The sequence below is a fragment of the Shinella sp. OV683 genome (genome assembly GCF_057787725.1).
Window position 1 is genome coordinate 4,084,258 of record NZ_CM173543.1, and the last position, 22,521, is coordinate 4,106,778.

Annotated in this window: 25 protein-coding genes, 1 other RNA gene and 1 pseudogene; 17 read left to right on the top strand and 10 right to left on the bottom strand. The window is 58.1% G+C overall.

All coding sequences use genetic code 11. The annotated features are described in order from the left end of the window. Positions 1-563: 563 nt before the first annotated feature. A complete protein-coding gene (locus tag ACXHRN_RS19800; protein ID WP_488638015.1) occupies positions 564-803 on the bottom strand; it encodes a hypothetical protein in 240 nt (79 codons plus the stop codon). Positions 804-929: 126 nt separating this feature from the next. Beyond that, positions 930-1,463, bottom strand: coding sequence for a hypothetical protein (locus ACXHRN_RS19805; protein ID WP_488638016.1), 534 nt, complete (start codon positions 1,461-1,463; stop codon positions 930-932). A 193-nt stretch (positions 1,464-1,656) separates the two neighbouring features. On the opposite strand from ACXHRN_RS19805, the gene ACXHRN_RS19810 reads away from it, so the two are divergent. Continuing rightward, on the top strand, positions 1,657-2,406 hold the full coding sequence (locus ACXHRN_RS19810; RefSeq protein WP_488638017.1) for a Rha family transcriptional regulator: 750 nt from the start codon (positions 1,657-1,659) through the stop codon (positions 2,404-2,406). Here ACXHRN_RS19810 and ACXHRN_RS19815 read toward each other — a convergent pair. After that, complete coding sequence (locus ACXHRN_RS19815) at positions 2,345-2,560, bottom strand: helix-turn-helix domain-containing protein (protein WP_488641957.1); 216 nt, start codon at positions 2,558-2,560, stop codon at positions 2,345-2,347. The genes ACXHRN_RS19810 and ACXHRN_RS19815 overlap by 62 nt on opposite strands. An 882-nt stretch (positions 2,561-3,442) precedes the next feature. On the opposite strand from ACXHRN_RS19815, the gene ACXHRN_RS19820 reads away from it, so the two are divergent. Both ACXHRN_RS19820 and ACXHRN_RS19825 read left to right on the top strand, forming a co-directional pair. Further along, on the top strand, positions 3,443-3,952 hold the full coding sequence (locus tag ACXHRN_RS19820; RefSeq protein WP_488638018.1) for a hypothetical protein: 510 nt from the start codon (positions 3,443-3,445) through the stop codon (positions 3,950-3,952). A 95-nt stretch (positions 3,953-4,047) separates the two neighbouring features. Beyond that, positions 4,048-4,380, top strand: a complete 333-nt coding sequence (locus ACXHRN_RS19825; RefSeq protein WP_488638019.1) for a hypothetical protein — start codon at positions 4,048-4,050, stop codon at positions 4,378-4,380. A gap of 237 nt (positions 4,381-4,617) precedes the next feature. Here ACXHRN_RS19825 and ACXHRN_RS19830 read toward each other — a convergent pair whose 3' ends face one another. Continuing rightward, positions 4,618-5,565, bottom strand: a complete 948-nt coding sequence (locus ACXHRN_RS19830; protein ID WP_488638020.1) for a lysozyme inhibitor LprI family protein — start codon at positions 5,563-5,565, stop codon at positions 4,618-4,620. Positions 5,566-5,759: 194 nt separating this feature from the next. Here ACXHRN_RS19830 and ACXHRN_RS19835 point away from each other — a divergent pair, with 194 nt between their 5' ends. From ACXHRN_RS19835 to ACXHRN_RS19850, 4 genes are all read left to right on the top strand, one after another. Beyond that, on the top strand, positions 5,760-6,311 hold the full coding sequence (locus ACXHRN_RS19835; RefSeq protein WP_488638021.1) for a recombinase family protein: 552 nt from the start codon (positions 5,760-5,762) through the stop codon (positions 6,309-6,311). Then, positions 6,308-7,306, top strand: coding sequence for a DUF4062 domain-containing protein (locus tag ACXHRN_RS19840; RefSeq protein WP_488638022.1), 999 nt, complete (start codon positions 6,308-6,310; stop codon positions 7,304-7,306). The genes ACXHRN_RS19835 and ACXHRN_RS19840 overlap by 4 nt, the downstream gene beginning before the upstream one ends. Before the next feature lie 732 nt (positions 7,307-8,038). Next, on the top strand, positions 8,039-8,338 hold the full coding sequence (locus ACXHRN_RS19845) for a hypothetical protein (protein ID WP_488638023.1): 300 nt from the start codon (positions 8,039-8,041) through the stop codon (positions 8,336-8,338). Next, a complete protein-coding gene (locus ACXHRN_RS19850; protein WP_488638024.1) occupies positions 8,319-8,564 on the top strand; it encodes a DUF982 domain-containing protein in 246 nt (81 codons plus the stop codon). Before ACXHRN_RS19845 ends, ACXHRN_RS19850 begins: the two co-directional genes overlap by 20 nt. 6 nt (positions 8,565-8,570) lie before the next feature. On the opposite strand, the gene ACXHRN_RS19855 is transcribed toward ACXHRN_RS19850, so the two are convergent. The 3 genes from ACXHRN_RS19855 to ACXHRN_RS19865 are packed head-to-tail and all read right to left on the bottom strand — an operon-like array spanning position 8,571 to position 10,489. Continuing rightward, positions 8,571-9,068, bottom strand: a complete 498-nt coding sequence (locus tag ACXHRN_RS19855; RefSeq protein ID WP_488638025.1) for a heme-degrading domain-containing protein — start codon at positions 9,066-9,068, stop codon at positions 8,571-8,573. Between the two features lies 1 nt (position 9,069). Further along, positions 9,070-10,044: an NAD(+) diphosphatase gene (gene nudC, locus ACXHRN_RS19860; protein ID WP_488638026.1), complete on the bottom strand. Its 975-nt coding sequence runs from the start codon at positions 10,042-10,044 to the stop codon at positions 9,070-9,072. Continuing rightward, positions 10,037-10,489: an HIT domain-containing protein gene (locus ACXHRN_RS19865; RefSeq protein WP_488638027.1), complete on the bottom strand. Its 453-nt coding sequence runs from the start codon at positions 10,487-10,489 to the stop codon at positions 10,037-10,039. Before ACXHRN_RS19865 ends, nudC begins: the two co-directional genes overlap by 8 nt. 80 nt (positions 10,490-10,569) lie before the next feature. Here ACXHRN_RS19865 and ffs point away from each other — a divergent pair. From ffs to ACXHRN_RS19890, 5 genes and pseudogenes are all read left to right on the top strand, one after another. After that, an RNA gene (gene ffs / locus ACXHRN_RS19870) (signal recognition particle sRNA small type) lies at positions 10,570-10,667 on the top strand. A gap of 123 nt (positions 10,668-10,790) precedes the next feature. Then, positions 10,791-12,653, top strand: a complete 1,863-nt coding sequence (locus tag ACXHRN_RS19875; RefSeq protein ID WP_488638028.1) for a DNA polymerase III subunit gamma/tau — start codon at positions 10,791-10,793, stop codon at positions 12,651-12,653. 18 nt (positions 12,654-12,671) lie between these two features. Continuing rightward, positions 12,672-12,995 (top strand): YbaB/EbfC family nucleoid-associated protein, encoded by a 324-nt coding sequence (locus ACXHRN_RS19880; RefSeq protein WP_488638029.1) that lies wholly within the window; start codon positions 12,672-12,674, stop codon positions 12,993-12,995. A gap of 140 nt (positions 12,996-13,135) precedes the next feature. After that, positions 13,136-13,558 carry a YciI family protein gene (locus ACXHRN_RS19885; protein WP_488638030.1) on the top strand — a complete coding sequence of 141 codons (423 nt, stop codon included), beginning with the start codon at positions 13,136-13,138 and terminating at the stop codon, positions 13,556-13,558. A 48-nt stretch (positions 13,559-13,606) separates the two neighbouring features. Beyond that, positions 13,607-13,796, top strand: a pseudogene (locus ACXHRN_RS19890) (hypothetical protein); the annotation flags it as partial. 16 nt (positions 13,797-13,812) lie between these two features. Here the strand turns inward: ACXHRN_RS19890 and ACXHRN_RS19895 are convergent. Then, positions 13,813-15,840 carry a mechanosensitive ion channel family protein gene (locus ACXHRN_RS19895; protein ID WP_488638031.1) on the bottom strand — a complete coding sequence of 676 codons (2,028 nt, stop codon included), beginning with the start codon at positions 15,838-15,840 and terminating at the stop codon, positions 13,813-13,815. Between the two features lie 260 nt (positions 15,841-16,100). Between ACXHRN_RS19895 and ACXHRN_RS19900 the strand changes: the two genes are divergently transcribed. From ACXHRN_RS19900 to ACXHRN_RS19910, 3 genes are all read left to right on the top strand, one after another. Further along, positions 16,101-16,712 carry a LysE family translocator gene (locus ACXHRN_RS19900; protein ID WP_488638032.1) on the top strand — a complete coding sequence of 204 codons (612 nt, stop codon included), beginning with the start codon at positions 16,101-16,103 and terminating at the stop codon, positions 16,710-16,712. Positions 16,713-16,873: 161 nt separating this feature from the next. After that, entirely contained in the window at positions 16,874-17,479 is a 606-nt protein-coding gene (gene recR, locus ACXHRN_RS19905) for a recombination mediator RecR (protein ID WP_488638033.1), read from the top strand. Between the two features lie 26 nt (positions 17,480-17,505). Then, positions 17,506-18,747: a lytic murein transglycosylase gene (locus ACXHRN_RS19910; RefSeq protein WP_488638034.1), complete on the top strand. Its 1,242-nt coding sequence runs from the start codon at positions 17,506-17,508 to the stop codon at positions 18,745-18,747. Positions 18,748-19,199: 452 nt separating this feature from the next. Here the strand turns inward: ACXHRN_RS19910 and ACXHRN_RS19915 are convergent, their stop codons facing one another. Together ACXHRN_RS19915 and ACXHRN_RS19920 are read right to left on the bottom strand one after the other, a co-directional pair. Further along, positions 19,200-19,646, bottom strand: a complete 447-nt coding sequence (locus tag ACXHRN_RS19915; protein WP_488638035.1) for an SRPBCC family protein — start codon at positions 19,644-19,646, stop codon at positions 19,200-19,202. Further along, the gene (locus tag ACXHRN_RS19920) at positions 19,639-19,974 is read right to left on the bottom strand and encodes an ArsR/SmtB family transcription factor (protein ID WP_488638036.1); all 336 of its coding nucleotides are present in this window, start codon (positions 19,972-19,974) and stop codon (positions 19,639-19,641) included. The genes ACXHRN_RS19915 and ACXHRN_RS19920 overlap by 8 nt, the downstream gene beginning before the upstream one ends. A gap of 244 nt (positions 19,975-20,218) precedes the next feature. Here ACXHRN_RS19920 and rimP point away from each other — a divergent pair, with 244 nt between their 5' ends. Both rimP and nusA read left to right on the top strand, forming a co-directional pair. Then, a complete protein-coding gene (gene rimP, locus ACXHRN_RS19925) occupies positions 20,219-20,812 on the top strand; it encodes a ribosome maturation factor RimP (protein ID WP_488638037.1) in 594 nt (197 codons plus the stop codon). Between the two features lie 62 nt (positions 20,813-20,874). Further along, entirely contained in the window at positions 20,875-22,503 is a 1,629-nt protein-coding gene (gene nusA / locus ACXHRN_RS19930) for a transcription termination factor NusA (RefSeq protein WP_488638038.1), read from the top strand. Positions 22,504-22,521 lie beyond the last annotated feature (18 nt).

Consider the following 22,521-nt stretch of genomic DNA (forward strand, 5'->3'; position numbering starts at 1 on the left):
TAGCGCCATGTTCTCAGCCAGGGCGATCACGGCGGCAAGTGCCTCCTGTCGCGACCAGCCTGCTTTCCCTGCGTCGTCAATGAGCCGAGACACCACTTCAGCCAGCGCCTGTTGTCCTTCAATGTGACGATCAAGCTGGTCTATGTGGCGCTTAGGGGGAGCTATTCGAGGGGGCATTAGGTGGACCGGAGTCAGCGGCAAGCGGGTCCTCCTCGCCCTCGACCACCTGACGAAGGATAGCCAAAGTCTCAGCCGCACTGAACCCCTCTTGGTTGGCATTAGTGATCACCCTCTGAACGCCTTCGGTGAGGCGCTCCTGAAGTCTGCCATTAAGGGCGGCTGAAGAGGAGGGGGCGGTAGGGTGTCTCCAAGTTTGGACAGACCCCTGCTGAAAATTAAGCAGGGTGTCACGGATTGTCGGGAGACCCCTTCGTCCACCCCTGTCGTCACCCTCAAGAACACCATCGATGTTGCAAGCAGCCGCGAGGTGTCCGTCTAGTGTTCATCTCCCTGCAACCTACATTGCCCCGAGCCGAGGCCTGAAAAGAAAGAGGCGGATCAAGTTATTGGACGTATCCTTGTTCCGCCATACACGCTTTAAACGTGCTGTCCGCCTCAATCGCTCCCATGATCCAAAGACGACCTGCCGCCACCTCTGTTTCAGCTGAACGACCTTTGCAAATGGCCTGCGCCCGCTGAAGCTGTGACTGCTCGCTCGACGAGGCCTTATGCCACTTGCCGGATGATGCACTGTTGCAGGCTGATACCAACAGTCCCATGAAAATCACGATTGCAATGCGCATTTGATCCCCCCATTTGCGCGAGATTACCAAGGCTATCTGAAAAGTCGAGGGCGGTTGCCCCGGCACCGCCGCCAACGAAGGCCACTTTCTCGGCACTGATATGGCTAAGCGGCTGGGTTTCTTTACTTATCCACGAGGTCGATCAGCATATTCCTCAAGCACATGCTTTCGGACCTCCCTCACTTCCTTGCGAGGCACCCAATGAATACGCCCGAACGAGTCGGCCAGCCCTACGGCGTAGATCTTGTTGTCTCGGAACCCTTCGTTACGTAACGAAGAGTAGCAACTAAATTGCTCCCCAACGTCCAATTTTCTTGGCATCGCCTGCGCGAAGCCCGGTGCAGGGTTTAATGCGTGATCGATGTTGCTGGTAGTGAGGAAGATCATCTGCACCCTGCGACTTAGGAAGTGCTTTCGCGCATGGCCTATCACGTTGATTAGGACCACGCTTCCCGGGCCGTGATTAGAAGCTTCAAATGAGATGAACGGCGGCGATATCTCTCCGTTACCGGCCCGCTGACGGATAACGAGACGTGCTCGCAGTTTCGCCTTTGGATAGATGAATTTCGACCAAACATTCCAGACAAAACCAGCAAGCGAAACAAAGGCTGAGCATATGCTAATCATAAGCGCCCAGTCCGCTGTAGTCATAGCCCGCATAACCTCTCCCCCCAATACAACTAGCAACTGAAATCGCAGATGCTCACAAGAGTCAATCGCGGCCAATTGCAGGACACCGTCAATAATCTCTCAGACCAACACTACGCGCCTTCCGTTGGAGGAAACCTCCGAGGAGCTTCACCGAAAAGAAGGCGTTGCTTTTCAAGCTCGACTACATCGTCAGTGCAATGAGATGGAAGCGACACTGAAGGTGTGGCCCCAAAAACCACCATACAGCGCTTTTCTCGGCCCCGGCTGCGTTACCCCAGTTCGTCACCAAAACGCGCTCCTTGGCTGCCCCTTCCCCCGTTCCTGCCGGTTTGCCGCACTGACCAACCTCAACGCCTCCTCCACGATCACCATGTCCAGCCGCGAGATCGCACAGCTGACCAGTAAGCGCCACCCTGATGTGACGCGAGACATTGAAGGCATGCTCGACCAGCTTGAAATCGATGTGAGCAGATTTGCTCATATCTATCGTGACTCCCTGAACCGCAAGCAAACAGAGTACCTCTTGCCGAAGCGGGAGACCACCATCCTCGTCTCAGGCTACTCGGTCGAACTCCGCGCCCGCATCGTGGGCCGCTGGATGGAACTTGAAGAACAGGTGAAGGTGACCGCTCTGCCCGACTTCTCGAACCCCGCTACCGCTGCCCGTGCGTGGGCTGAGCAGTTCGAACAGCGTCTCGCCGCCGAGGCCAAGGCGAAGGAACTCGAAGGTCCCGCCGCGAGCACTGAGCTGAAAATTCAGCCGAGTGCCTTCAAGGGCTTGAAGGTGCTGTCTGTCTTCGTGCGCGTATCGGCCCTACGGCGCGTTTCTCGGTGTTCCGCTACATCGACCCCATCGAAGGGCCTGAACGCGCTCCTTGGCAGGAAGGTGATCAGAGAGATTGATGGTCCTTCCGAAGTCGCACCCCCGGCCCCTCGCCGTTCTCCGCAATGAAGATCACGCCTGCATCCTCAAGAGCGGTGCGGATTGCGTCGATGGTCCGTTCCTTCAGCTCCTCGCCTCTCTCAAGACGTGCAATCGTGTCGGGCGATGTTTTAGCGAGGGCGGCTAGATCACGCACCCCCAGCCCCAGTGCTGCACGGGCCATCTTACTTTGGATCGCGTTCAAATCATAACCTCGTTACGAAAATGGTTGACAGATATCGTCCTGCTTCGCTAACAGTTATCCCGTTACGAAATCATTACAGTGTTCAGAATATGCCAAACGAACCCGTTCTGGCAACCGCCGAAGGTTTGTCTGAACGTCAGCACCATAGGGAGACGATCATTGCGACTGAACATGAACATCATGGGGTTCAAGCTATTCATTGAAGCCGTTGGACCGAGCCATATCTACATCGAGACCAACAGACACGAGTTCTTCTATAGCCGCGAATGGTGGTTTGAGGGCGGGAGTGGGAAGGACCGTCATTGGTGCTTGGACAAGAAAATGGATAGGGTGTGTGCGCCTGAATAGACAACCACGAATTACCCCTCCCTTATGAAAAGAGAAGTTTGGAATTACCACCCCCTTATGTAAAGACCCGAGGAATTACCCCACACCTAAGGGAGAACAAGGAATTACCCCCCACCTTAGGATAAAGGGGAATAGAGGTGGACTTCAGGGAGACTTCAAAATCCCCTTTGAAGGAGACCACTGAAGGAAGAAATCTCTATGATGGATTGATGGTGATAATCATCATCAGTATCACCTTCATATCCCCCTTAAGGTAGCCCCTTAACGATAACCTATAGGGCTGCCCTACCGTCTCCCCCGAACATGGCCTTCTTGGCGCTCGACTATCGAGAATGTTCGTGGATGACATTCCTTCTCTGTTCAGTCGTCGATCACCCCGGTCCTTGTCCTCATGACAGGTGGCTGGGGTTTTTCGTCTGATCAGAGCTGGTCCACAGTCCACATCCATCATCATCACCAACGACAGAACAGACCGACTGGAGCTTGACCTCTCCAGCATCGAAAGGAACACCCATGACCGAATTTGGTAAAGCCTTCAGAGCAGCCCGCGCCGCTGGCAAGAAGACCTTCAGCTTTCAAGGCAAGCTCTACACGACCAAGCTGAAGGAAGAGACGAAGGCCAAGGCCTCGTCCACGTCCTACGCCAAGAACCCCAAGAACGTCCCCGTTCCCGGCCAGCGTCCTTCCAGTGAGGTCGCCACTACGCAGCGTGATCGTGTTGCCGCAACGAATGCCGACATGGCCGCAGCGAGGGCCGCTGAACGAAGCGTTCCTGTCAGCAGCACCACCACGACACTGCCCGACCGCAAGGTTGCTATTCCCCGCGTCAAACGTGCCCTCGGCAACGCCTATGAGGCGGTCACCTCGAAGAGCACGGGCCGCAACATGACTGCCGCTGAATACTCCCCCTCGGCTTATGTCGCGCCGAAGAAGAAGCCGATCACTGTCACCGACACCAAGCCGAAGAAGAAGGTTGGCCCGTTCGGCCTCGGGGGCCTGTTCAAGATCGGCACCAAGTCCTGAGCCGTCGTCCCTCAGTCCCAACTACCTGACATCACCATCAAAAACAGCAGGCGCTTGTGGCTGAATTTTCGGCAGCAAGGCGTGAAGGATCATCCATGACCAATAGAACTACCCACAAAATTACCATCGCTCCCCTGAAGGCCACCAATCGGGGGCAGCCTTATTCCGTGTCCTTCCAAGGCCAGACCATCATCGCCAAGGCCTTCGTGCCTTCTCACGATGCCTGCCGCTATCTGGTTGAACATGGCTATGCCGGTTCGCTTGAGGTCTGGGCTGTCGGGGAAGTCAGCCCGCGCCTGCGTGTAAGGGATATCGAGAAGGCCGCTAGGTGGACCGTCGAGGAGAACGCCTCAACGAGCGCCCGCTTCCGTCGCTACGTCCCGTTCAATGAAACGGCGCTCTATCGTGAGACGCAAGAAGCGGCGTAAGGCAGCCCCTAGATATGCGTTTGCCGTGTGAGGTGGTGGCCGTGGAGGAGCATTTGGGGTTTGGCCGGTGTCGTACATCAACCTGACCTGAACGACTCTCTATGGCTGCCACCTTCCCGGAGGCCCCAGGAATAATCTGTAGCAAAAATCCGAGACGGCAATCATATATAGGGAAAGCTGGGCATCCCCCCGTGGCCCCTCACGCGGGCCAAGGACGCTTCGTTCGCGACGGCGGGGTTAGACGTCGCCTTCCTTTCGCGTTAGCCACCATCGAAGCTCCTCCATTCGCAGTTTCAGAAGTCTTGCCTTTTCAGAAGCTTGGACCATTGGGTAGAGCGAACCACCTTCTACCACTGAGGCGTGGAGCCTTGACTGCATGTCCGCATATTGGTCCCATGCGTCCTGACTATTTGTCAGCTTGTCAACATCGACCTCTTCCAGCCTGCTTATTGCTGCCAACATCTCATAGAGGCCGTCCTCCAAGTGACGCGCTTCTCCTACCGCCGCCATTGTCATTTCGGTTTGGGTAGCGGCGAGATGTCCCGAGGTCAGCTCCACCACCGTCCAGTTTATAGCATCCAAGAACGCGTGGGTGGCTGAAAAGAACCGCTCTATGTCATCTGCAGCGAAGGGCTGTTCCGCAGGAAGTTCATGCGTCACAACATGCCTCGCTTCAAACATCCGCTGCAGGGTGGCGAAGGTCTCGTCGTAAGGGTCCATCAGTGGCGGGATGGGCCACGCTTCCCGCTCCTCAATCCACCGTGGGTGCGCTAGCTTAAGCTTCTGACTGAAGGTCTCCTGTACGCCGTCAAAGGCGCTCACTATTCTACCGGGCGTGTTCACGGACATCGAACGGGACGCTAGGTCACCTATAGTGATTGCGCGCCCCACCAAGCCTATGACCGTGTCGTAATCAAAGGGCGTCTCCTTCAAAACCTTCTTTGCCGATCGTGTGAGTTCGTCATTAAAGTCGACGAGCATCTTCATCCAATCGCGGCTACAAACCTCAATCAGTGTCACCAACCGCATAGGCAGGAAGTTTACAAAGACCTGCCTTTCCCCTTCGCCCATTCTTGCCCAGCCTTGGAACAGGTGTTGGATAAGGCTGGGATAGTGAAATGTGGGAGGGAACCTGCCCTGCCTCATCTTCGTGTCAGTGATTAGTGCGATGCGGTGATTTGCCATCTAAGCCCCCGGCTGAGAGAAAACACATTGGCGCGCCGACCGTGATAAGTCGAGACGTGAGCACCGCCTCGTTTCGGTATACGGGAGCGAGACGTTGCCCTGAGACACTTTTCTCGTCTTATTAGGATTGCTTTCTGAATTACGAGACAGTAAGGAGGAAGGGTCTAGAGCCAAATGAGACACAGGAGAGCGACATGGGCAACCAGATTTTCGGCTATGCACGGGTATCGACCACTGATCAGGATACCGCCATTCAAGAGGCAGCGCTGATCGCCGCTGGCTGTACCCGCGTGGTTGCCGAGAAGAAGTCCGGCACTACGACTAAGGGACGCACCGAGCTACAGAACCTCCTCGATTTCATTCGCGAGGGGGACACGATCATGATTACCCGTATTGACCGCCTCGCCCGCTCACTAGGTGACCTCCTCACTATCGTCAATCAGCTCGTGGAAAAGGGCGTTGCACTGAAGGTTACTGAGCAGCCCATCGACACCTCATCGCCAGCAGGCCGCGCCTTCCTCCAGATGCTAGGTGTGTTCGCTGAGTTCGAGACGGCGATCAGGAAGGAGCGACAGTTGGACGGTATCGCCAAGGCCAAGAAGGAGGGCGTCTATAAGGGCCGCAAGGTTTCGATTAGCGCTGATCACGTGAAGGCCCTTGCGGCTGCCGGTAAGGGTGCCTCTGAGATTGCCAAGGAGTTGGGCATTGGACGTGCCAGTGTGTATCGGCACCTTGAGAGACAATGAGCATTAGGTTTGCGGGTGTTTCTGCGTCTGTCTCCGTCACTGATTATGTCTTTTCGCGGCACCACAACGGCGCTTTCGGGTTGGGCGCACGATGCACGTCGATACAATCCAAATTTGAGTTGATAAGCGAACACCACTTCGGCTATCTTCGAAAGCCCGGAGTTTCCATCACCCTCAATTGTAGCGAGCAAATGTCATTTCCAGCCACGGTCTTTAACGTACTGATAGCTTCACCATCTGATGTTCCCAAAGAACGTGCGGCGATTGCGGAAAGCCTTCATTCGTGGAACGCACTCAATTCCAAAGACACTGGCAAGGTTCTGCTGCCGGTAATGTGGGAGTCTCACAGCGCTCCCTCCATGGGGGACCGGCCTCAGGGTGTGATCAACGAGCAGCTCGTTCGTGGCTGTGACATGCTGATTGGAGCGTTCTGGACGCGCCTCGGCTCGCCTACTGGTAGAGCAGCGAGCGGCACTGTCGAAGAAATCAATTGGTTCCTAAAGCAGAAGAAGCCAGTGATGCTCTACTTCTCAAAGGAAAAGGTGGACCCAGATGCTCTCGACATGGATCAATGGGAAGAGCTAAAAAAGTTCCGAGAGAGCCTTAAGGCAAAAGGGTTGCTAGAACAGTACCTTGATCCCAATGACCTGACCCAGAAGCTTACCCGACAGGTAACGATCATGATGCGGGAGATAAACGTCACCTCGGTCGTCGATCCTAAAGCTGTAAAGGATGCAATCAAGGCGGCGGATGCAACTGAAAGTGTTATCGAAACGGACAAGCCGGTCTCTCTTGAGGACTATACCGAGAGATCGTTCATAGCGGTTGGCAATACGCTCGCTTGGAAGGACGAGATAAAGGGCATCGGTGCGAGCTGGACGAAAACTAGGTACGGGTTCTATGCGTGGTGCTTCTCAAAGAAAAAGCTGGGGGCCGTTGCCGCCTTGTTCGGGCTTACACAAACGTTGGCACCTTCGAGGGATGGAAATTCCTAGGACAACAGACCTTAATCTGACCGGTTTCAAAAAGGGATGACTTTCGACTTTTTCGCAGCAGTGTCATCCCCTTTATTTGAACGTGGAAACCACCTTCCTGTGCACAGCGGGCCTTTGATCCATCGCCTAGTCTCACGGCCCTGATAAGATTTCTTATACCGTTTCTGCCGCAGCCAAATTTCCGGTACACAAATCCACCTCGTCGTGGTACACAAGACGTGAAGTGCCTGCGAATGACTGACAACCCAAGCCATTGAAATCGCGATACATTGCAAGTAAAAAAGATGCCCAAAGCGAACTGGCCTCGCCTCTTCTGGGCACCATTCCCACTTATAGTGATGTAAGTTCAGATACTTGATTGTATCTCGGGAAGGTGCGCCCGCCGTTGGCACCACGTCCGTTCGCAACGGATCTTGCGGCTGTTCCCTCCGAAACATCCCGATCGACCTACCCATGGCACAACACCCGCATAATCGGGAGCAAGTGCCATGACCATCCTCGTAACATTCGCCTTTATCGCCGTCCTCGGCTTCGGCATGCGTTCGACAGCGGCGCGGAACTGAGCGACCGGACTGGACGAACCTCGAAACAAGCCTATACTTTGGGCCGCCCCGATGACTATTTCCGCCGCGACGACGCTAGCGGCTGGACGCGGCCTCCTTGTCGGCGTCACGCCGCGCTTGCCTCTGCGTTCAATGTCTGATCTTCATCGAATCGAATGAGGAACTCTGCATGGCCTTCGATCCGATCAAGACACTAACCACCTATGCCAACACGGAATGTTCCGTGCAGATGTGGGTCGCGGACGCTCCGGCGGTGCAATTTCGCTCGCTGCGGGACGCTGTCGCCTACGCCAAGGAGCAGGGCGGCAAGTGGACCGACGTGGAAATCACCGTGCATCTGCCGCGTGAAGACATTGCCTATGGCTCGGACAAGACGCGGATGCTGATCGATGCGGCAGAGCGTCTTGCGAAGCAGAGCGGGTCCAACAAGCAAACCGAAGGCGGCGACGATGGACAAGCCCTGGAGTAAGCCGGTGGTCCTCGCGTTGGAGGCGCCGGGCAAATACACGACGATCTCGACGCCGCAGGAAGCCTCCTGGGCGATGATCGAGGATTGGCCGGAAGAAGACGGCACGGCGCTCGACCGTGCGCTCGAAGTCTGTGCAGCCGTCGCCATTGGCAAGAAGTCTGCCGAGGATGCGCGCCGAGCGTTCTTGTACGCAGCCGCCGAAGCGGGCATCCACGTCAAGGACTGATGGATCTCAGAACTGCGGCAGATCAATCTTCAGGAACTGCGCTAGCGCCTCGATGACCATGCGATGATCGTCGAGCTGCGGCAAGCCGGAGACGGTAATCGCCCCGATGACGCCGGATTTCTTGATGCGGATCGGGAAGCTGCCGCCATGGCTGGCATAGTCCTCAAATCCGATGCCCATGTCGGGGTTGATCGCACGGCCCTTGAGCGCGAGCGAATCGCCGAACAGCAGCGAGGACTGGTGATAGCGCAGCACGACATTGCTCTTGCGGCGGATCCAGTTGTCGTTGTCGGGCGTGGCGCCGGGCATGGCCGCATGAAACAGGATGCGATCCGGCGTGCGGATATCGACGGCGACGGGGGCGCGCTTGGCGCGGGCAATACCATAGAGCGCCGAACCCAGATCGAATGCAGTTTCCTCGGCAAACATCTGGAATTGCGCAAGCGATTCCTGTTTCTTGACGATGGCGACGCGGCCCTCGCGGTCTGTTTCCAGTTCGCTCATCTCACTTTTCCTCTGCTTCGGGCCAATCGAGCCAGTCGCGGATCAGCCGGTAGGCCACCGCGCCGCCGACCGGCACATAAATTCCATCGGGATGCACGCCCTCGACCATCGCCTGCACCTCGGCACGGGTGAACCAACGGCAATCCTCGAGTTCGCTTTCGTCCATTTTCACGGTCGCAGACTCGGCCTTTGCGTAGCAGCCGATCATCAGCGAATGCGGCATCGGCCATGGCTGGCTGGCATGATAGTGGACCGCGCTGGTCTCGATGCCCGATTCCTCGAACGTCTCGCGGCGGACAGCGTTTTCGATCGTTTCGCCGGGCTCCACAAAACCCGCCAGGCACGAATACATGCCCTCGTTGAAGTGCGGCGAGCGCCCCATCAGACAGCGATCGCCGGCGACATCAATGGTCAGCATGATCACCACCGGATCGGTGCGTGGGAAATAAAGAGTTCCGCAGGCGGTGCATTTGCGCCGATAGCCGCCAGCCTCGCTCAGAGTCGGTGCGGCGCATTTGCCGCAGAAGCGTGACGAGAGGTTCCAGGTCATCAGAGAGGAGGCCTGGGCGAATTCGCCGAGCAGTTCCTCGCCGATCAGCGCCTCGCGCATCAGCGACCTGCCATCGGCAAATTTCAGATGATCGACGGCGATTTCCGGATCGATGCCGACCGGCACCGCGATACGCGGCTCGCCGGTGCTTTCAAAGCCCAGCAGGATGGCGTTGTCGTAGTCCGGCTCGAGGTCTTCGAGCTCATAGGGTGCGAATAGCGGGTCGAGCAATTGCTCCTCATGCTTCAGCACCAGTTTGCCGCGGGCGAAGGCATAGAGATGCACGCCGTCGTGCTTGAATGCTTTTTCCAGGCAATCGGCCGGCCTGTTTTCGGATTGCCGGTCCAGCCGGTTACTCGCGAAGGCGACGAGGCTCGATGCTTCCGGATGGGGGGCGAGCACGTCGAAAATGGAATGTTCAGCCATTCAGGGCATCCAGTATCAATTTCACAAGCGCCTTCCTGTCGGCCTCCGAATAAGGCTGCCGTTCGCCGAATCCCCAGACGGGGCCGGGCCAGTTGGCATCGTTTTCATAGCGGGCAATGATATGCACATGCAACTGGCGAACAATGTTTCCGATGGCGGCAATGTTGATCTTGTCTGCCCCCTTCAGCCTTTTGAACAGGTCGGCAACCAGATTGGTCTCGAAGGTCAGCATCGCCTGATCGAGCGGCCGCAGATCAAACATTTCTTCAACATCTGGACGCTGCGGCACGAGAATCAGCCACGGCCAGCGGCTGTCGTTCATCAGGCGCAGCTGGCAAAGGCCGATCCGCGTGACGAGGACCGAATCCCGCTCCAGCCGGTCATCGAGTTTGAATGGACCCAAGGCGTGCCTCCCCCAACTGATTTTTCGCGTGCGCTTTTTCATTCTGCCGCTTTTTATTTTTCATACCAGATTATTTGAAGTTTGGCTTGCAATCGCAAGCGATATTGACGATATGGACAGTGGGAGGCTGGTGGTGGACGCGCCACTCGCCAACCGGGTCAGGTCCGGAAGGAAGCAGCCCCAACGAGCTTCGGTACGGGTCATCGTGCCGGCCTCCCACCCCAGAGCCTCGCTAGGCTCGCTTTTCCCGTGGACTGAAATTATTTCTCGTGGGTCGGAATTTCCATTTCCGGCCGGAACGGATAGTTTGGCCGCGACGAAGGTCCAGTTGACAGCAGGTACGATGGCAGACGAGCTCATTCCATCCGGAGAGAAGACCGACAAGACCGGTTACCGCGTGCTTGCGCGCAAGTATCGGCCGAAGGATTTCTCCGACCTGATGGTCGGCCAGGAAGCCATGGTCCGTACGCTGACCAATGCTTTCGAGACCGGCCGCATCGCCCAGGCCTATATGCTGACCGGCGTCCGCGGGGTTGGCAAGACGACGACCGCCCGCATCCTTGCCCGCGCGCTCAACTACAAGACCGACACAACAGACAAGCCGACCATCGAGCTTCGCGAGCTTGGCATTCACTGCCAGGCGATCATGGACGGAAGGCATGTCGACGTCATCGAGATGGACGCCGCCAGCCATACCGGCATCGACGACATCCGAGAAATCATCGAGCAGGTCCGCTACAAGCCGGCCTCGGCTCGCTACAAGGTCTACATCATCGACGAAGTGCATATGCTGTCGACGGCTGCGTTCAACGGCCTCCTGAAGACGCTGGAAGAGCCGCCGGAACATGTGAAGTTCATCTTTGCCACGACCGAAATCCGCAAGGTGCCGGTGACCGTCCTGTCACGCTGCCAGCGCTTCGATCTCCGTCGCATTTCGGCTGCCGATCTCACCGGCCTGTTCACCACAATCTCCGAGAAGGAAGGCATCACTGCCGACCCCGAGGCGTTGGCGTTGATCGCGCGCGCGGCCGAAGGTTCGGCTCGCGACGGCCTCTCTTTGCTCGATCAGGCGATCGCGCATGGCAGCGGCCATGTCGAGACCGATGCCGTGCGCGGCATGCTGGGTCTGGCCGACCGCGCTCGCATTGCAGATCTCTTCCGGCATATCGCCAAGGGGGACGTCAGTTCGGCGCTCAAGGAATTCGCAGCACAGTACGAGGCCGGCGCCAATCCAGTCGTTGTGTTGACCGACCTCGCCGATTTCACCCATCTGGTGACACGGCTGAAGTATATTCCGGAATCGGCGAATGACCCTTCGCTCAGCGAGATCGAGCGCGTGCAGGGCGCGGAATTTGCAAGCTCGATCGCAGTCACCACGCTGTCGCGCATCTGGCAGATGCTGCTGAAGGGTATTCCCGAAACCGAGAACGCGTCACGCCCGGTCGGCGCCGCCGAAATGGTGCTGATCCGTCTGGGTCATGCAGGCAGCTTGCCTTCGCCGGAAGATGCAGCACGGCGTATGGCTTCGCTGCTGAATGGCGAGGATGCCGGCCCATCGAATAGCGGCGGGCGCTCCGGAAACGGCAATGGCTCCTCCTATGCGCCGCAAGGAAGCACAGAGGCACGCGGCTATGACATGCCGACCGGCCGGCCGCAGGGCGGCCCGAGCGCGATGCTGCGCGCGGTACCCGATGTCGCTCCGTCGGCTTCACCCATTGCCGTGCCGTCTGCTTCGCCCGTTCTCGTGCCCAAGGTCGAGCAGAAGCCGGAGCCCAGCGTCAATATCCGCTCGCTCGCCGATGTCGCCAATCTGGCCGGCGAAAAGCGTGACATGAAGCTCAAGGCGCAGATCCGCCAGTTCGTGCGGCCGGTGCGCATCGAACCGGGCAAGCTCGAAATCGCGCTGTCGCCCGATGCGCCGAAGTCGCTCGTGACCGATCTGTCGACCCGCCTCAAGGAATGGACCGGTATCAACTGGCTGGTCATCGTCAGCCGCGAAGCCGGCGGCCTGACGCTGATTGAGAACGATGCCAAGGAGCGCGACGACCGCGTCGCTGACGCCCGCGCCGACCCGGATGTGGCTGCAATTCTTTCTCGCTTTCCCGGCGCCAAGATCATCGACGTGCGGATCAGCGCAACTGAGGCCGACAGCGATGAGGCCGACGAGACGACCATCGAAGCCGATATCGGCGAAGACAACGAGTAAGGTTCAAGGAGTACTGCGATGAAAGACCTCATGGGCATGATGGGCAAGGTCAAGGAAATGCAGGCCAAGATGGAAAAGGCCCAGGCCGAGATCGCCGCGCTGAGCATCGAAGGCCGTTCCGGTGGCGGGCTCGTGACCGTCGTGCTCGACGGCAAGGGCCAGATGAACTCGATCAAGATCGATCCATCGCTTTTCAAGGAAGACGATGTCGAGATCCTTGAAGACCTGATCGTTGCCGCCCATAAGGACGCCAAGGACAAGGGCGAGGCCCAGGCCGCCGAAAAGATGTCGGCGCTGACAGCGGGCCTGCCGCTGCCTCCAGGCATGAAGTTCCCGTTCTGAGGACATCCTTCATTTCGGATGATCTCCCTCCCTTTCGCGGCCGCTGAAAAAAATCTTGGCTGACATGTCGGCTTTGATACCCTTCGGGCGTCGTTACCTCAGAGGGTTGAAACGCCCTTGGCAATCAAAGGAGAGATACGATGCGTGTAATGGTTATGGTCAAGGCGACCAAAGACAGCGAAGCGGGTATCATGCCCTCCACCGAGCTTCTGCTGGCGATGGGCAAGTATAACGAGGCCCTCGTTGATGCGGGCATCATGCTATCAGGCGATGGATTGCACCCTTCGTCGCGCGGCAAACGCATTGCCTTCGATGGACCGGGCCGAATAGTCATCGACGGCCCTTTCGCCGAGACGAAGGAAGTCGTCGCCGGTTTCTGGATTTGGCAAGTCAAGGATATGGCCGAGGCTGTGGAGTGGGTGAAACGCTGCCCCAATCCGATGCTTGGACCGAGCGAAATCGAAATCCGCCCCCTCTTCGAGGCCGAGGATTTCGGCGATGCACTCACACCTGAGGTTTCGGAACTCGAACAGCGCACCCGGGAAAAGCTTGGCGAGTCCTAGGGTCGAGGCTCTATTGGGGCGACACGTCGCCAATCCTTCAGTCGTCAGGAAGGCGATGTAGAGATCCTCGGCCTGACGGTCGCTGCCCACAGGGACGCCAAGGACGGGGTAGGTCCAGGCCGCCGAAAAAACGCCGGCGCTGACCGCGGGCCTGCCGCTGCCCCCGGGCATGAAGTTCCCGTTCCAGGGTCTGCGAACAATCAGGTTTCAAGCATCCGGACGGTGCTCCTGGCTGTGACGACTGACTTCACGTGTCATTCTTCTGGCGGAGCGGCGGCCGCCGCCGCCTCTGCCTGTTTCCTTTGCGCCATTATGGACAACGCCGCAGCGGCAGAGTCGGTTTTTTCGTCGCCACCAACATGAACCGTGGGCTGTGCAAAGTTGATGCCGTTCTCCTGAAACGTTTTGCGCAGCATCACATAGGCACGCCTGCGAACGACTGATTGCCAGCCCGGGGTGGTGGTAAAGGCGAAGGCCAGCTCGACACCATAGTCGCTGATCTGCTCGACGCCTTTCATCTTCAGGTTCTCGATAATGTAGCGCCCGATCTCCTCGTCTTGCTTCAATTCTGCACCTACCGCCTTCGTAAGTTTCTTTGCCTTGGCGATGTCGGCGTCGAAGGTGACGCGCAGCAGGAACTTGTCGATTGCCCAGTCGCGGCTCATGTTCTGCACCGCGCCGAGTTCGCCGAACGGGACGGTGAAGACCGGACCGCGATGGTGGCGAAGCTTGATGGAACGCAGACTGAAGGACTCCACTGTTCCCTTGTAGCTGCCACTCTGGATATATTCTCCAACGCGGAAGGCATCATCCATCAGGTAGAAGACACCACTGATCACATCCTTGACCAGGGTCTGCGAACCGAAGCCGATCGCAACACCGAAGATCCCCGCCCCGGCAATCAGCGGTCCGATCTGGACCCCCAACTCGGAGAGGACCATAAGGCCGGCCATCACGAGAACGAGCGCAGCAAGCCCGTTGCGGAAAATTGGCAGAAGCGTCCTGAGTCTGGCCCTGCGAGCTAACTCTACAGGCGGCTGAGGGCCGGCTTCTTCCCTGACGGATGCAAGTTTGCGGTCGATCAGCGCTTTGGCAAGGCTCCAGCCCAGATCAAAGACCAAGAGCACGATGAGGCTCTTGAAGAGGCCGCGGGTCAGCGAATCGAGCATTGAATTCGAACGGGCGAGACTGTTGGGATTGTATTCCCAGACGACGGCAAGCCAAGCGATGGCGGCGGCAATAATCACCGCCCTGACACCGCGTATCAAGAGAACCGTGCGCAGGTTGGTCTCCGGCTCATCTGGCCAGCGGGTCGCGGCGAAGGCTTTCGCAAACCGATCCACTGCCGGCATGATTTTCGGAAATGCAACGACATAGAGCCCAATCCAGAACGCGACCCGAAGGCCCATGGACCAGAGCAGCCACAACAAGACGAAATACGCGGTGTGAAGCATCCTGGTGCGGAATGACCGGTCTGTCGCATCAGGTTGGCGCCAGACTGCCTCGAGACAGATCGCCAAAAGCACAATCGAAACAAGAAAGGACAATGCTCGGCCTGCATCAGGAGACATGGATAGCGGGCCAGCGAGCGCGACGGTCGCGATCGAGAGCGCCAGGATCGCGCTGAACACGAGTATTCTTCGAAACACGAAGCGCGACAGGCTGCCAGCAGAAAGCGCCATGGCTGACATTGCGACAACAAGTCTGAAGGCAACTGCCGCAAGAAGATAATAGAGAATGGCGAAATGAAGCAGTGGTGGCCAGTCTATGGCGAAAAAGGCCGCTGCAGCTACGAGCGTGAAGGCCACGAGCGGCACGACCTCCAGCATCGTCCGTTTCAACAACATGTTTTCGGGCAGCGTGCGATGGATAATCTTGCGTACGACCCATTCGCCAACGAGGCTTACCAGCATTACGATGGCTATGAAAATGCCAACCGGCATGAACCCGCTCGCTCTGGCTTCACTGCGGACACGTTCGGTAGCCGCGGCAAGCTCGGCGGGCACTGTCGGGATCGCCCTTAACAATTTCCGAAAATTTGATCTCGCATTGGCCTCCCACTGCTGGACACCGGCCTCGACAGCCGTTGCCGCAGGCTTGGCTTGGGTCTTTTCCGCGCCTTTCAGCCATTCGCGGACCGCTGGATCATCCAGTATCCGGATGAGTTCCGAGATTTTCTCGGGTGGAGGTGCGGGTGCAGGAGCCTGCTGCGCCAGGGCAACCGTGCCCGACAAGCCCAGTATGAGAGATACAACGAGGACAACGAAGCTAGTGCGGAACATCGCGATCATCCAAAGAATGTGGTTTTGGCAATTGATAAAGGACGTTCAGTCAATCTCGAAAACTGGGCAAGAGCCAGTGTTCCCCCGTTGGCGTTGGACATCGCCTACAACCGTGGTGCAATTTCCCCCCGCACGCCGGACAATAGCAGTCAACCACAAAAATCCCAGTTCGACAATGTTACTCGACAAAAGCGAACATCCAGGCATGTTGCCGAAAGAGATCGTGTATGTATGATCAAAAAATCCATGGGAGGGACCACATGACACTTGCATCACTTGCCATCTTCGCAGGGGCGCTGGCAATCGCGGCTGGTTCACCAGGTCCGAGCGTCGCCGCACTGATCGCCCGCGTGCTGACACGTGGCGCGCGCGAGGTGTTGCCTTTCCTCGCAGCCATGTGGATCGGCGAGGCGATCTGGCTTTCTTTTGCTGTGCTTGGACTGGCCGCGATCGCCGAGTCTTTCCACTATGTCTTCGTGGCGATCAAATGGGTCGGCGTTGCATATCTGCTCTATCTCGCCTGGAAAATGTGGTCTGCGCCGGTCGGTACCGAAGGCAGCACCCTGCCCGAAGCGGGCTCGGCACCAAAACTGTTTTTTGCCGGCATGACCGTGACGCTCGGCAACCCGAAAATCATGATGTTCTACGTGGCGCTGCTGCCGACGATCATCGATCTGAATGCCGTCAATGTTGCCGGCTGGGCCGAACTCGTCGCCGTCATGTTTGCCGTGCTTGTCGCCATCGATCTTGCATGGGTGCTGGCGGCGTCAAGGGCCAGACTGTTTCTCAAAAGCAGCCGGGCGATGATGATTGCCAACCGCACCAGCGCTGGACTGATGGCTGGTGCCGCGGCGGCAATCGCAGCGAAGTAAGCTTACCGACGGCCGGCTGCTTGTAGATGCCGGTTTTTGACGAGATGCGTCCCGGTGTCGGGCGCTCTGCGCCGATACAAACCGCCAAAAGTTTCATGCGTGGGCCTTTCTTTGTCATCATGTGATTCACAAATAGGAGGAACATGAGATAAAAGCACGACATGGCAAAACGAGTCACCGGCCCAGAAATCGAAAAACTCATCCAGCTGCTGGCGAAGGTTCCCGGTCTCGGGCCTCGTTCGGCGCGGCGCGCGGCACTGCATCTGGTCAAGAAGAAGGAACAGCTTCTCGGCCCGCTGGCATCTGCGATGTCGGAAGCGCACCAGAAGGTGCGGGTCTGCTCCAATTGCGGCAATGTCGATACGATCGATCCCTGCACCGTCTGCACTGACGATCGGCGCGACCATTCCACCATCATCGTCGTCGAGGATGTCTCCGATCTCTGGGCACTCGAACGCGCCGGCGCGATGAATGCCGCCTATCATGTGCTGGGCGGCACATTGTCGCCGCTCGATGGCGTCGGCCCCGACGACCTGAACATCAAGGGGCTGATCGAGCGGGTGACGCAAGGCAATGTGCGCGAGCTGATCATTGCGGTCAACGCCACAGTCGAGGGCCAGACAACCGCGCACTACATCACAGGGCAATTGCAGGGCCTCGACGTCAAGATTACGCGTCTGGCACATGGCGTCCCGGTCGGCGGCGAACTCGACTATCTCGACGAGGGGACGCTGACGGCCGCGATGCGCGCCAGGACGGCGATTTGAGTTTAAGCTATTTTCTGGGAGCATTCATGCGGAATTCACCACTCTCTTTCCTGTGTGCAATCGCGATGCTCCTGACACTCGCCCTGCCCGCCCATGCCGCATCGCAAGCGGCGGTCGAAAAGCAGTTCCATGCCTGGATAGAGAGTGACATCTGGCCGGCAGCACAGGCCAACGGGATCTCGCGCAAGGCGTTCGACCGGGCCTTTGCCGATGTCGCGATCAACTGGAAACTTCCCGATCTCGTTGCCCCCGGCGAGAAGCCGAAGAAAAAGAAGAAGCAGAGCCAGGCGGAGTTTTCCACGCCCGGCCCATATTTCGCAGAGAAGCGGCTGGCGGGGCTGGCGGCTACCGGCAAGGCTTACGCATCGTCGCATGCGCGGTTGCTCAAGAATATCGAGAAGCGATTCGGCGTTCCCGGCGAGATAGTACTCGCCATCTGGGGCCGCGAGACCGGTTACGGGCAGGCGAAGATCACCTCGTCCGAGATGGACGTGCTCGCCACCATGGCGTTCATGGGCGACCGCAAGGAACTCTTCCACAAGGAATTGCTGGCAGCCCTGCAGATGGTCGAAAGCGGCATCGACCCCAAGGCGATGAAGGGCTCATGGGCCGGCGCCATGGGCCAACCGCAATTCATGCCATCGTCCTATCTGAAATACGCCGTCGATTTCGACGGCGACGGCACGAAGGACATCTGGAATTCGGTGCCGGATGCGCTGGGATCGATCGCCAATTATCTCGTCGCCAAGGGCTGGCAGCGCGGCCGCGGCTGGGGCTACGAGGCGATGATTCCGGACAATGTTTCCTGCACACAGGAGGGGCCGGATCTCGCCCAACCACTGAAGAAATGGGCGGCGCTCGGAATCACCCGTATTTCCGGCAAGGCGTTTCCGTCCGACGAATTGAAGGCCGACAGCATGATGTTGGTGCCGGCTGGCCGTCATGGTCCTGAGTTCATCGTCAGCCCGAATTTCTATGTGATCAAGGAGTACAACAACTCCGATCTCTACGCGCTGTTCATCGGCAATCTCGCCGACCGCATTACCTATGGATCGGGGCCATTCAGAGCGCAGTGGGGCCAGGTCGGCCATATGCTGCGCTCGGATGTCGAGGCGATGCAGAAGCGGCTCAGCAAGATGGGACACGACGTCGGCAAGATCGACGGGTTGCCCGGCTACAAGACCCGGCGTTCAATCGGCCGCTGGCAGGAAAAGAACAGCATGAAGCCGACCTGCTATCCGGATGAGGCGCTGCTCGGCAAGATTTGAGAAACCCAACCTCGGCCTGCTGCACCCTTACGCGTAAGCGAGCAAGGAGGACGTAACCACGGTCGCCAGTGCAAAAAGCCCAAGCACGAGGACAACGGGAGGCCGACGAACGGCGAAACGCGGCGGGCGTAGTTCGTCAGGTGTTGCGGCCATGTCCTCACCCTGCTCTTGAGAGTGGCGAGGGGGGCCTGCCCGGTCAAATGGCGCATAAACCGAGGCAAACTCGTCCAAAAGATCGAATCTCATCGCCAGACTCCAGTTCGCGTTGAATTTTCGGACGCTGCTGTCATCACACGTATGTTGAGTTCGATATTGCGCCTTATCCCGGATCGGGTCATGAGCAAGTTCTGAAAAAGCGCTGAAATTCTCGGGCGCGATTCAAAGATGATCGACGCCTCCCCTCAGCAGTTGTGAAGGCCGGGCGGTTGGCCACCCGGCCTTCAGCAATCCTATCAGACGAGCACTCTGGCGAGCACGTCGAGCATGCGCGTCCAGCCCATGATATGACCGTCTCGCTTGCTCTCGTCCTTGAACTTGACCTGGTGAAGCGTGAGGTCGGTGGTGTTGGCGTCGACCTCGACAAAGTCGATCGTCACGACGCTGTCATCCAGCGAATTGTCCGATTCCCACGTGAATTGCAGGCGCGAATAGGGGTCTATTTCGAGATAGGTCCCCTCATGCGGGATTTCCGTAGCTTCCATCTTCATCAGGATGGAGAAGCGGCCGCCCTTCACCGGGTCAGTGGCGACCACGGCATCCAAGTGCTCAAGATCGGTAGGCTTCATGAATTTGGCAAGCGTCCTGGGCTCCAGCCAAGCCTTGAAAACCCGCTCGCGGGAGGCGGCAAAGCGCCGGTTCAGCGTCAGTTCCAATTGATTCATCGTATCGGCGTCACTCATGATCGTCTTCCTTTGCGGCAAGCAGTTGATCGAGCGCCATGAGGCGCAGTTCCCAGATCGACTTCAGTTGCCCGAACCATTTCTCGGTATGTCTCAACGGTTCGAACTCGGCTGCGATAAAGTGCTCGCGGCCCAAAGTCCGGCGAGTGACGAGTCCCGCCTCCTCCAGCACCTTGATGTGCTTGGAAACGGAGTTCAGGGACATGTCGAAATGGGCGGCGAGCGCTGTCACTCTCAGCGGCCCCTCCTGGACGAGAAGCGTCAGGATATGGCGTCGGGTCGTGTCGCCAACGGCCTTCAGGATACGTGACAGCGCATTGTCTTCCATTTATTCACCTGGATGGTTGAATATCTCATCTTGCGCCATTAGTCAACCATATGGGTGAATGTTTTCAAAGACACAGACTGGGCCTTCCACTGAAACTTCCACAGGCGTTTTGCTGCAAGCTTGCTATTTGCCACCGGGCGGCGTATATAGCTTTCCAAATTCTTGATCATTTGATGAAGGGTGGGGCCGCAAGGACCCGCTCTTTTTTGTTACCTCCAGCACAGCTGGAACGAAACGAGAGACGATGAACGATACGGTTATCGAACCGAGACTGATTACCGAAACAGGCATCGACGCCCGCGTCGCCGCGATTGTCGAGCCGGTTATCAACGGCCTGGGCTACCAGCTGGTGCGCGTCAAGCTTTCCGGCCAGAACGGCCTGACACTGCAGATCATGGCCGAGCGTCCCGATGGCACGATGACGGTCCAGGATTGCGAGATTCTGTCGACGGCGATTTCGCCGGTGCTCGATGTCGAGGACCCGATCGACAAGATGTATCACCTGGAAATGTCTTCGCCCGGCATCGACCGGCCGATGGTGCGCAAGGGAGATTTCTCGCGCTGGAGTGGACATCTGCTGAAATGCGAGACATCGGTGATGGTGGATGGCCGCAAGCGTTTTCGCGGCAAGATTCTCGGCGTCACCGAAGAAGGCTTTATCCTTGAGCGCGATGCGCCGGCCTATGGCGAGGAGCCGCAGGTGGCGATCCCGTTTGCGGCACTGGCCGAGGGACGGCTGATCCTGACCGACGACCTGATCCGCGATGCGCTGAAGGCCGACAAGGATGCGCGCGCCGCCGCGGCAAACCAGAACAATGAGGACGAGGATGAAGGCTGATTGCCCGGGAGGCATCAGTTCATTCTCATATGACTTGACCATCAGAATGGAGACTTAAGACGATGGTAGTGAGTGCAAACAGGCTGGAACTTCTCCAGATCGCCGATGCGGTTGCCCGCGAAAAGTCCATCGACCGCGAGATCGTGCTCGCCGCGATGGCCGATGCGATCCAGAAGGCCGCACGCTCGCGCTATGGCACCGAGTCCAACATCAAGGCCGACATCAACCCGAAGACGGGTGAGATGAAGCTGCAGCGGCTGCTCGAAGTGGTCGATCACGCGGAAGATTATTCCCGCGAGATCCCGCTTCTGCTGGCCCGCGACCGCAACCCCGATGCGCAGATCGGTGATTTCATTGCCGATCCGCTGCCGCCGATGGATTTCGGCCGCATCGCCGCGCAGTCGGCCAAGCAAGTTATCGTACAGAAGGTGCGCGAAGCCGAGCGTGACCGGCAGTTCGACGAATACAAGGATCGTATCGGCGAAATCATCAACGGCACCGTCAAGCGCGTCGAATATGGCAATGTCATCGTCGATCTCGGCCGTGGCGAAGGCATCATCCGCCGTGACGAAATGATCCCGCGTGAAGCCATGCGTCCCGGCGACCGAGTTCGCGCCTTCGTCTACGACGTCCGCCGCGAACAGCGCGGCCCGCAGATCTTCCTGTCGCGCACCCATCCGCAGTTCATGGTCAAGCTCTTCACCATGGAAGTTCCGGAAATCTATGACGGCATCATCGAGATCCGCTCGGTTGCCCGCGATCCGGGTTCGCGCGCCAAGATCGCTGTCATCTCCAACGATTCGTCAATCGATCCGGTCGGCGCCTGCGTCGGTATGCGCGGTAGCCGCGTTCAGGCCGTCGTGGCCGAATTGCAGGGTGAAAAGATCGACATCATTCCGTGGTCCAACGATCCGGCAAACTTCATCGTCAATGCCTTGCAGCCGGCTGAAGTCGCCAAGGTGGTGCTCGATGAAGATGCAGAACGCATCGAAGTCGTGGTTCCGGACGAGCAGCTATCGCTGGCCATCGGCCGCCGCGGCCAGAATGTCCGCCTCGCCTCGCAGCTGACCGGCTGGGATATCGACATCCTGACGGAAGCCGAGGAATCGGAACGCCGCCAGAAGGAATTCAACGAACGCACCAAGCTGTTCATGGATGCGCTCGACGTCGACGAAATGGTCGGCCAGGTGCTGGCTTCGGAAGGCTTTGCACAGGTCGAAGAGCTCGCCTATGTCGATGCTTCCGAAATTTCCTCGATCGACGGCTTCGACGACGAAACCGCCCTCGAAATCCAGACCCGCGCCAAGGACTATCTCGAAAAGCTCGAAGCCGAGATGGATGCCAAGCGCAAGGAACTAGGCGTCGAGGACGAACTCTACCAGATCGAAGGCCTGACGGCCGGCATGCTGGTAGCGCTCGGCGAAGACGGCATCAAGACGATCGAAGACTTTGCCGGTTGCGCTTCCGACGATCTCGTCGGCTGGACCGAAAAGAAGAACGGCGAGACCAAGCGTTTCGAAGGTCTTCTGCAGAAGTTCGACATTTCGCGCACCGATGCCGAAGCGATGATCGTGCAGGCACGTCTCTCCGCCGGCTGGATCACCGAAGAGGATCTCGCCAAGGAAGCCGCTGCATTGGCGGCAGAAAGCAGCGACGAGGCTGACGAAGCCGGCGAAGCTGAAGAAGCCTGAGGCAGGAACGGCGGTCAT

What these genes read in the sequence shown, in the direction of transcription:
- ACXHRN_RS19840 (WP_488638022.1), top strand. Translation starts at nt 6,308, where the DNA reads ATGAGCATTAGGTTTGCGGGTGTTTCTGCGTCTGTCTCCGTCACTGAT.
- ACXHRN_RS19920 (WP_488638036.1), bottom strand. Translation starts at nt 19,974, where the DNA reads ATGGAAGACAATGCGCTGTCACGTATCCTGAAGGCCGTTGGCGACACG.
- ACXHRN_RS19815 (WP_488641957.1), bottom strand. Translation starts at nt 2,560, where the DNA reads ATGGCCCGTGCAGCACTGGGGCTGGGGGTGCGTGATCTAGCCGCCCTC.
- ACXHRN_RS19845 (WP_488638023.1), top strand. Translation starts at nt 8,039, where the DNA reads ATGGCCTTCGATCCGATCAAGACACTAACCACCTATGCCAACACGGAA.
- ACXHRN_RS19900 (WP_488638032.1), top strand. Translation starts at nt 16,101, where the DNA reads ATGACACTTGCATCACTTGCCATCTTCGCAGGGGCGCTGGCAATCGCG.
- ACXHRN_RS19810 (WP_488638017.1), top strand. Translation starts at nt 1,657, where the DNA reads ATGGAAGCGACACTGAAGGTGTGGCCCCAAAAACCACCATACAGCGCT.
- ACXHRN_RS19865 (WP_488638027.1), bottom strand. Translation starts at nt 10,489, where the DNA reads ATGAAAAAGCGCACGCGAAAAATCAGTTGGGGGAGGCACGCCTTGGGT.
- ACXHRN_RS19915 (WP_488638035.1), bottom strand. Translation starts at nt 19,646, where the DNA reads ATGAGTGACGCCGATACGATGAATCAATTGGAACTGACGCTGAACCGG.
- nusA (WP_488638038.1), top strand. Translation starts at nt 20,875, where the DNA reads ATGGTAGTGAGTGCAAACAGGCTGGAACTTCTCCAGATCGCCGATGCG.
- ACXHRN_RS19850 (WP_488638024.1), top strand. Translation starts at nt 8,319, where the DNA reads ATGGACAAGCCCTGGAGTAAGCCGGTGGTCCTCGCGTTGGAGGCGCCG.
- ACXHRN_RS19855 (WP_488638025.1), bottom strand. Translation starts at nt 9,068, where the DNA reads ATGAGCGAACTGGAAACAGACCGCGAGGGCCGCGTCGCCATCGTCAAG.
- ACXHRN_RS19875 (WP_488638028.1), top strand. Translation starts at nt 10,791, where the DNA reads ATGGCAGACGAGCTCATTCCATCCGGAGAGAAGACCGACAAGACCGGT.
- ACXHRN_RS19825 (WP_488638019.1), top strand. Translation starts at nt 4,048, where the DNA reads ATGACCAATAGAACTACCCACAAAATTACCATCGCTCCCCTGAAGGCC.
- recR (WP_488638033.1), top strand. Translation starts at nt 16,874, where the DNA reads ATGGCAAAACGAGTCACCGGCCCAGAAATCGAAAAACTCATCCAGCTG.
- ACXHRN_RS19830 (WP_488638020.1), bottom strand. Translation starts at nt 5,565, where the DNA reads ATGGCAAATCACCGCATCGCACTAATCACTGACACGAAGATGAGGCAG.
- ACXHRN_RS19895 (WP_488638031.1), bottom strand. Translation starts at nt 15,840, where the DNA reads ATGTTCCGCACTAGCTTCGTTGTCCTCGTTGTATCTCTCATACTGGGC.
- ACXHRN_RS19835 (WP_488638021.1), top strand. Translation starts at nt 5,760, where the DNA reads ATGGGCAACCAGATTTTCGGCTATGCACGGGTATCGACCACTGATCAG.
- ACXHRN_RS19910 (WP_488638034.1), top strand. Translation starts at nt 17,506, where the DNA reads ATGCGGAATTCACCACTCTCTTTCCTGTGTGCAATCGCGATGCTCCTG.
- ACXHRN_RS19880 (WP_488638029.1), top strand. Translation starts at nt 12,672, where the DNA reads ATGAAAGACCTCATGGGCATGATGGGCAAGGTCAAGGAAATGCAGGCC.
- ACXHRN_RS19805 (WP_488638016.1), bottom strand. Translation starts at nt 1,463, where the DNA reads ATGCGGGCTATGACTACAGCGGACTGGGCGCTTATGATTAGCATATGC.
- rimP (WP_488638037.1), top strand. Translation starts at nt 20,219, where the DNA reads ATGAACGATACGGTTATCGAACCGAGACTGATTACCGAAACAGGCATC.
- nudC (WP_488638026.1), bottom strand. Translation starts at nt 10,044, where the DNA reads ATGGCTGAACATTCCATTTTCGACGTGCTCGCCCCCCATCCGGAAGCA.
- ACXHRN_RS19800 (WP_488638015.1), bottom strand. Translation starts at nt 803, where the DNA reads ATGCGCATTGCAATCGTGATTTTCATGGGACTGTTGGTATCAGCCTGC.
- ACXHRN_RS19885 (WP_488638030.1), top strand. Translation starts at nt 13,136, where the DNA reads ATGCGTGTAATGGTTATGGTCAAGGCGACCAAAGACAGCGAAGCGGGT.
- ACXHRN_RS19820 (WP_488638018.1), top strand. Translation starts at nt 3,443, where the DNA reads ATGACCGAATTTGGTAAAGCCTTCAGAGCAGCCCGCGCCGCTGGCAAG.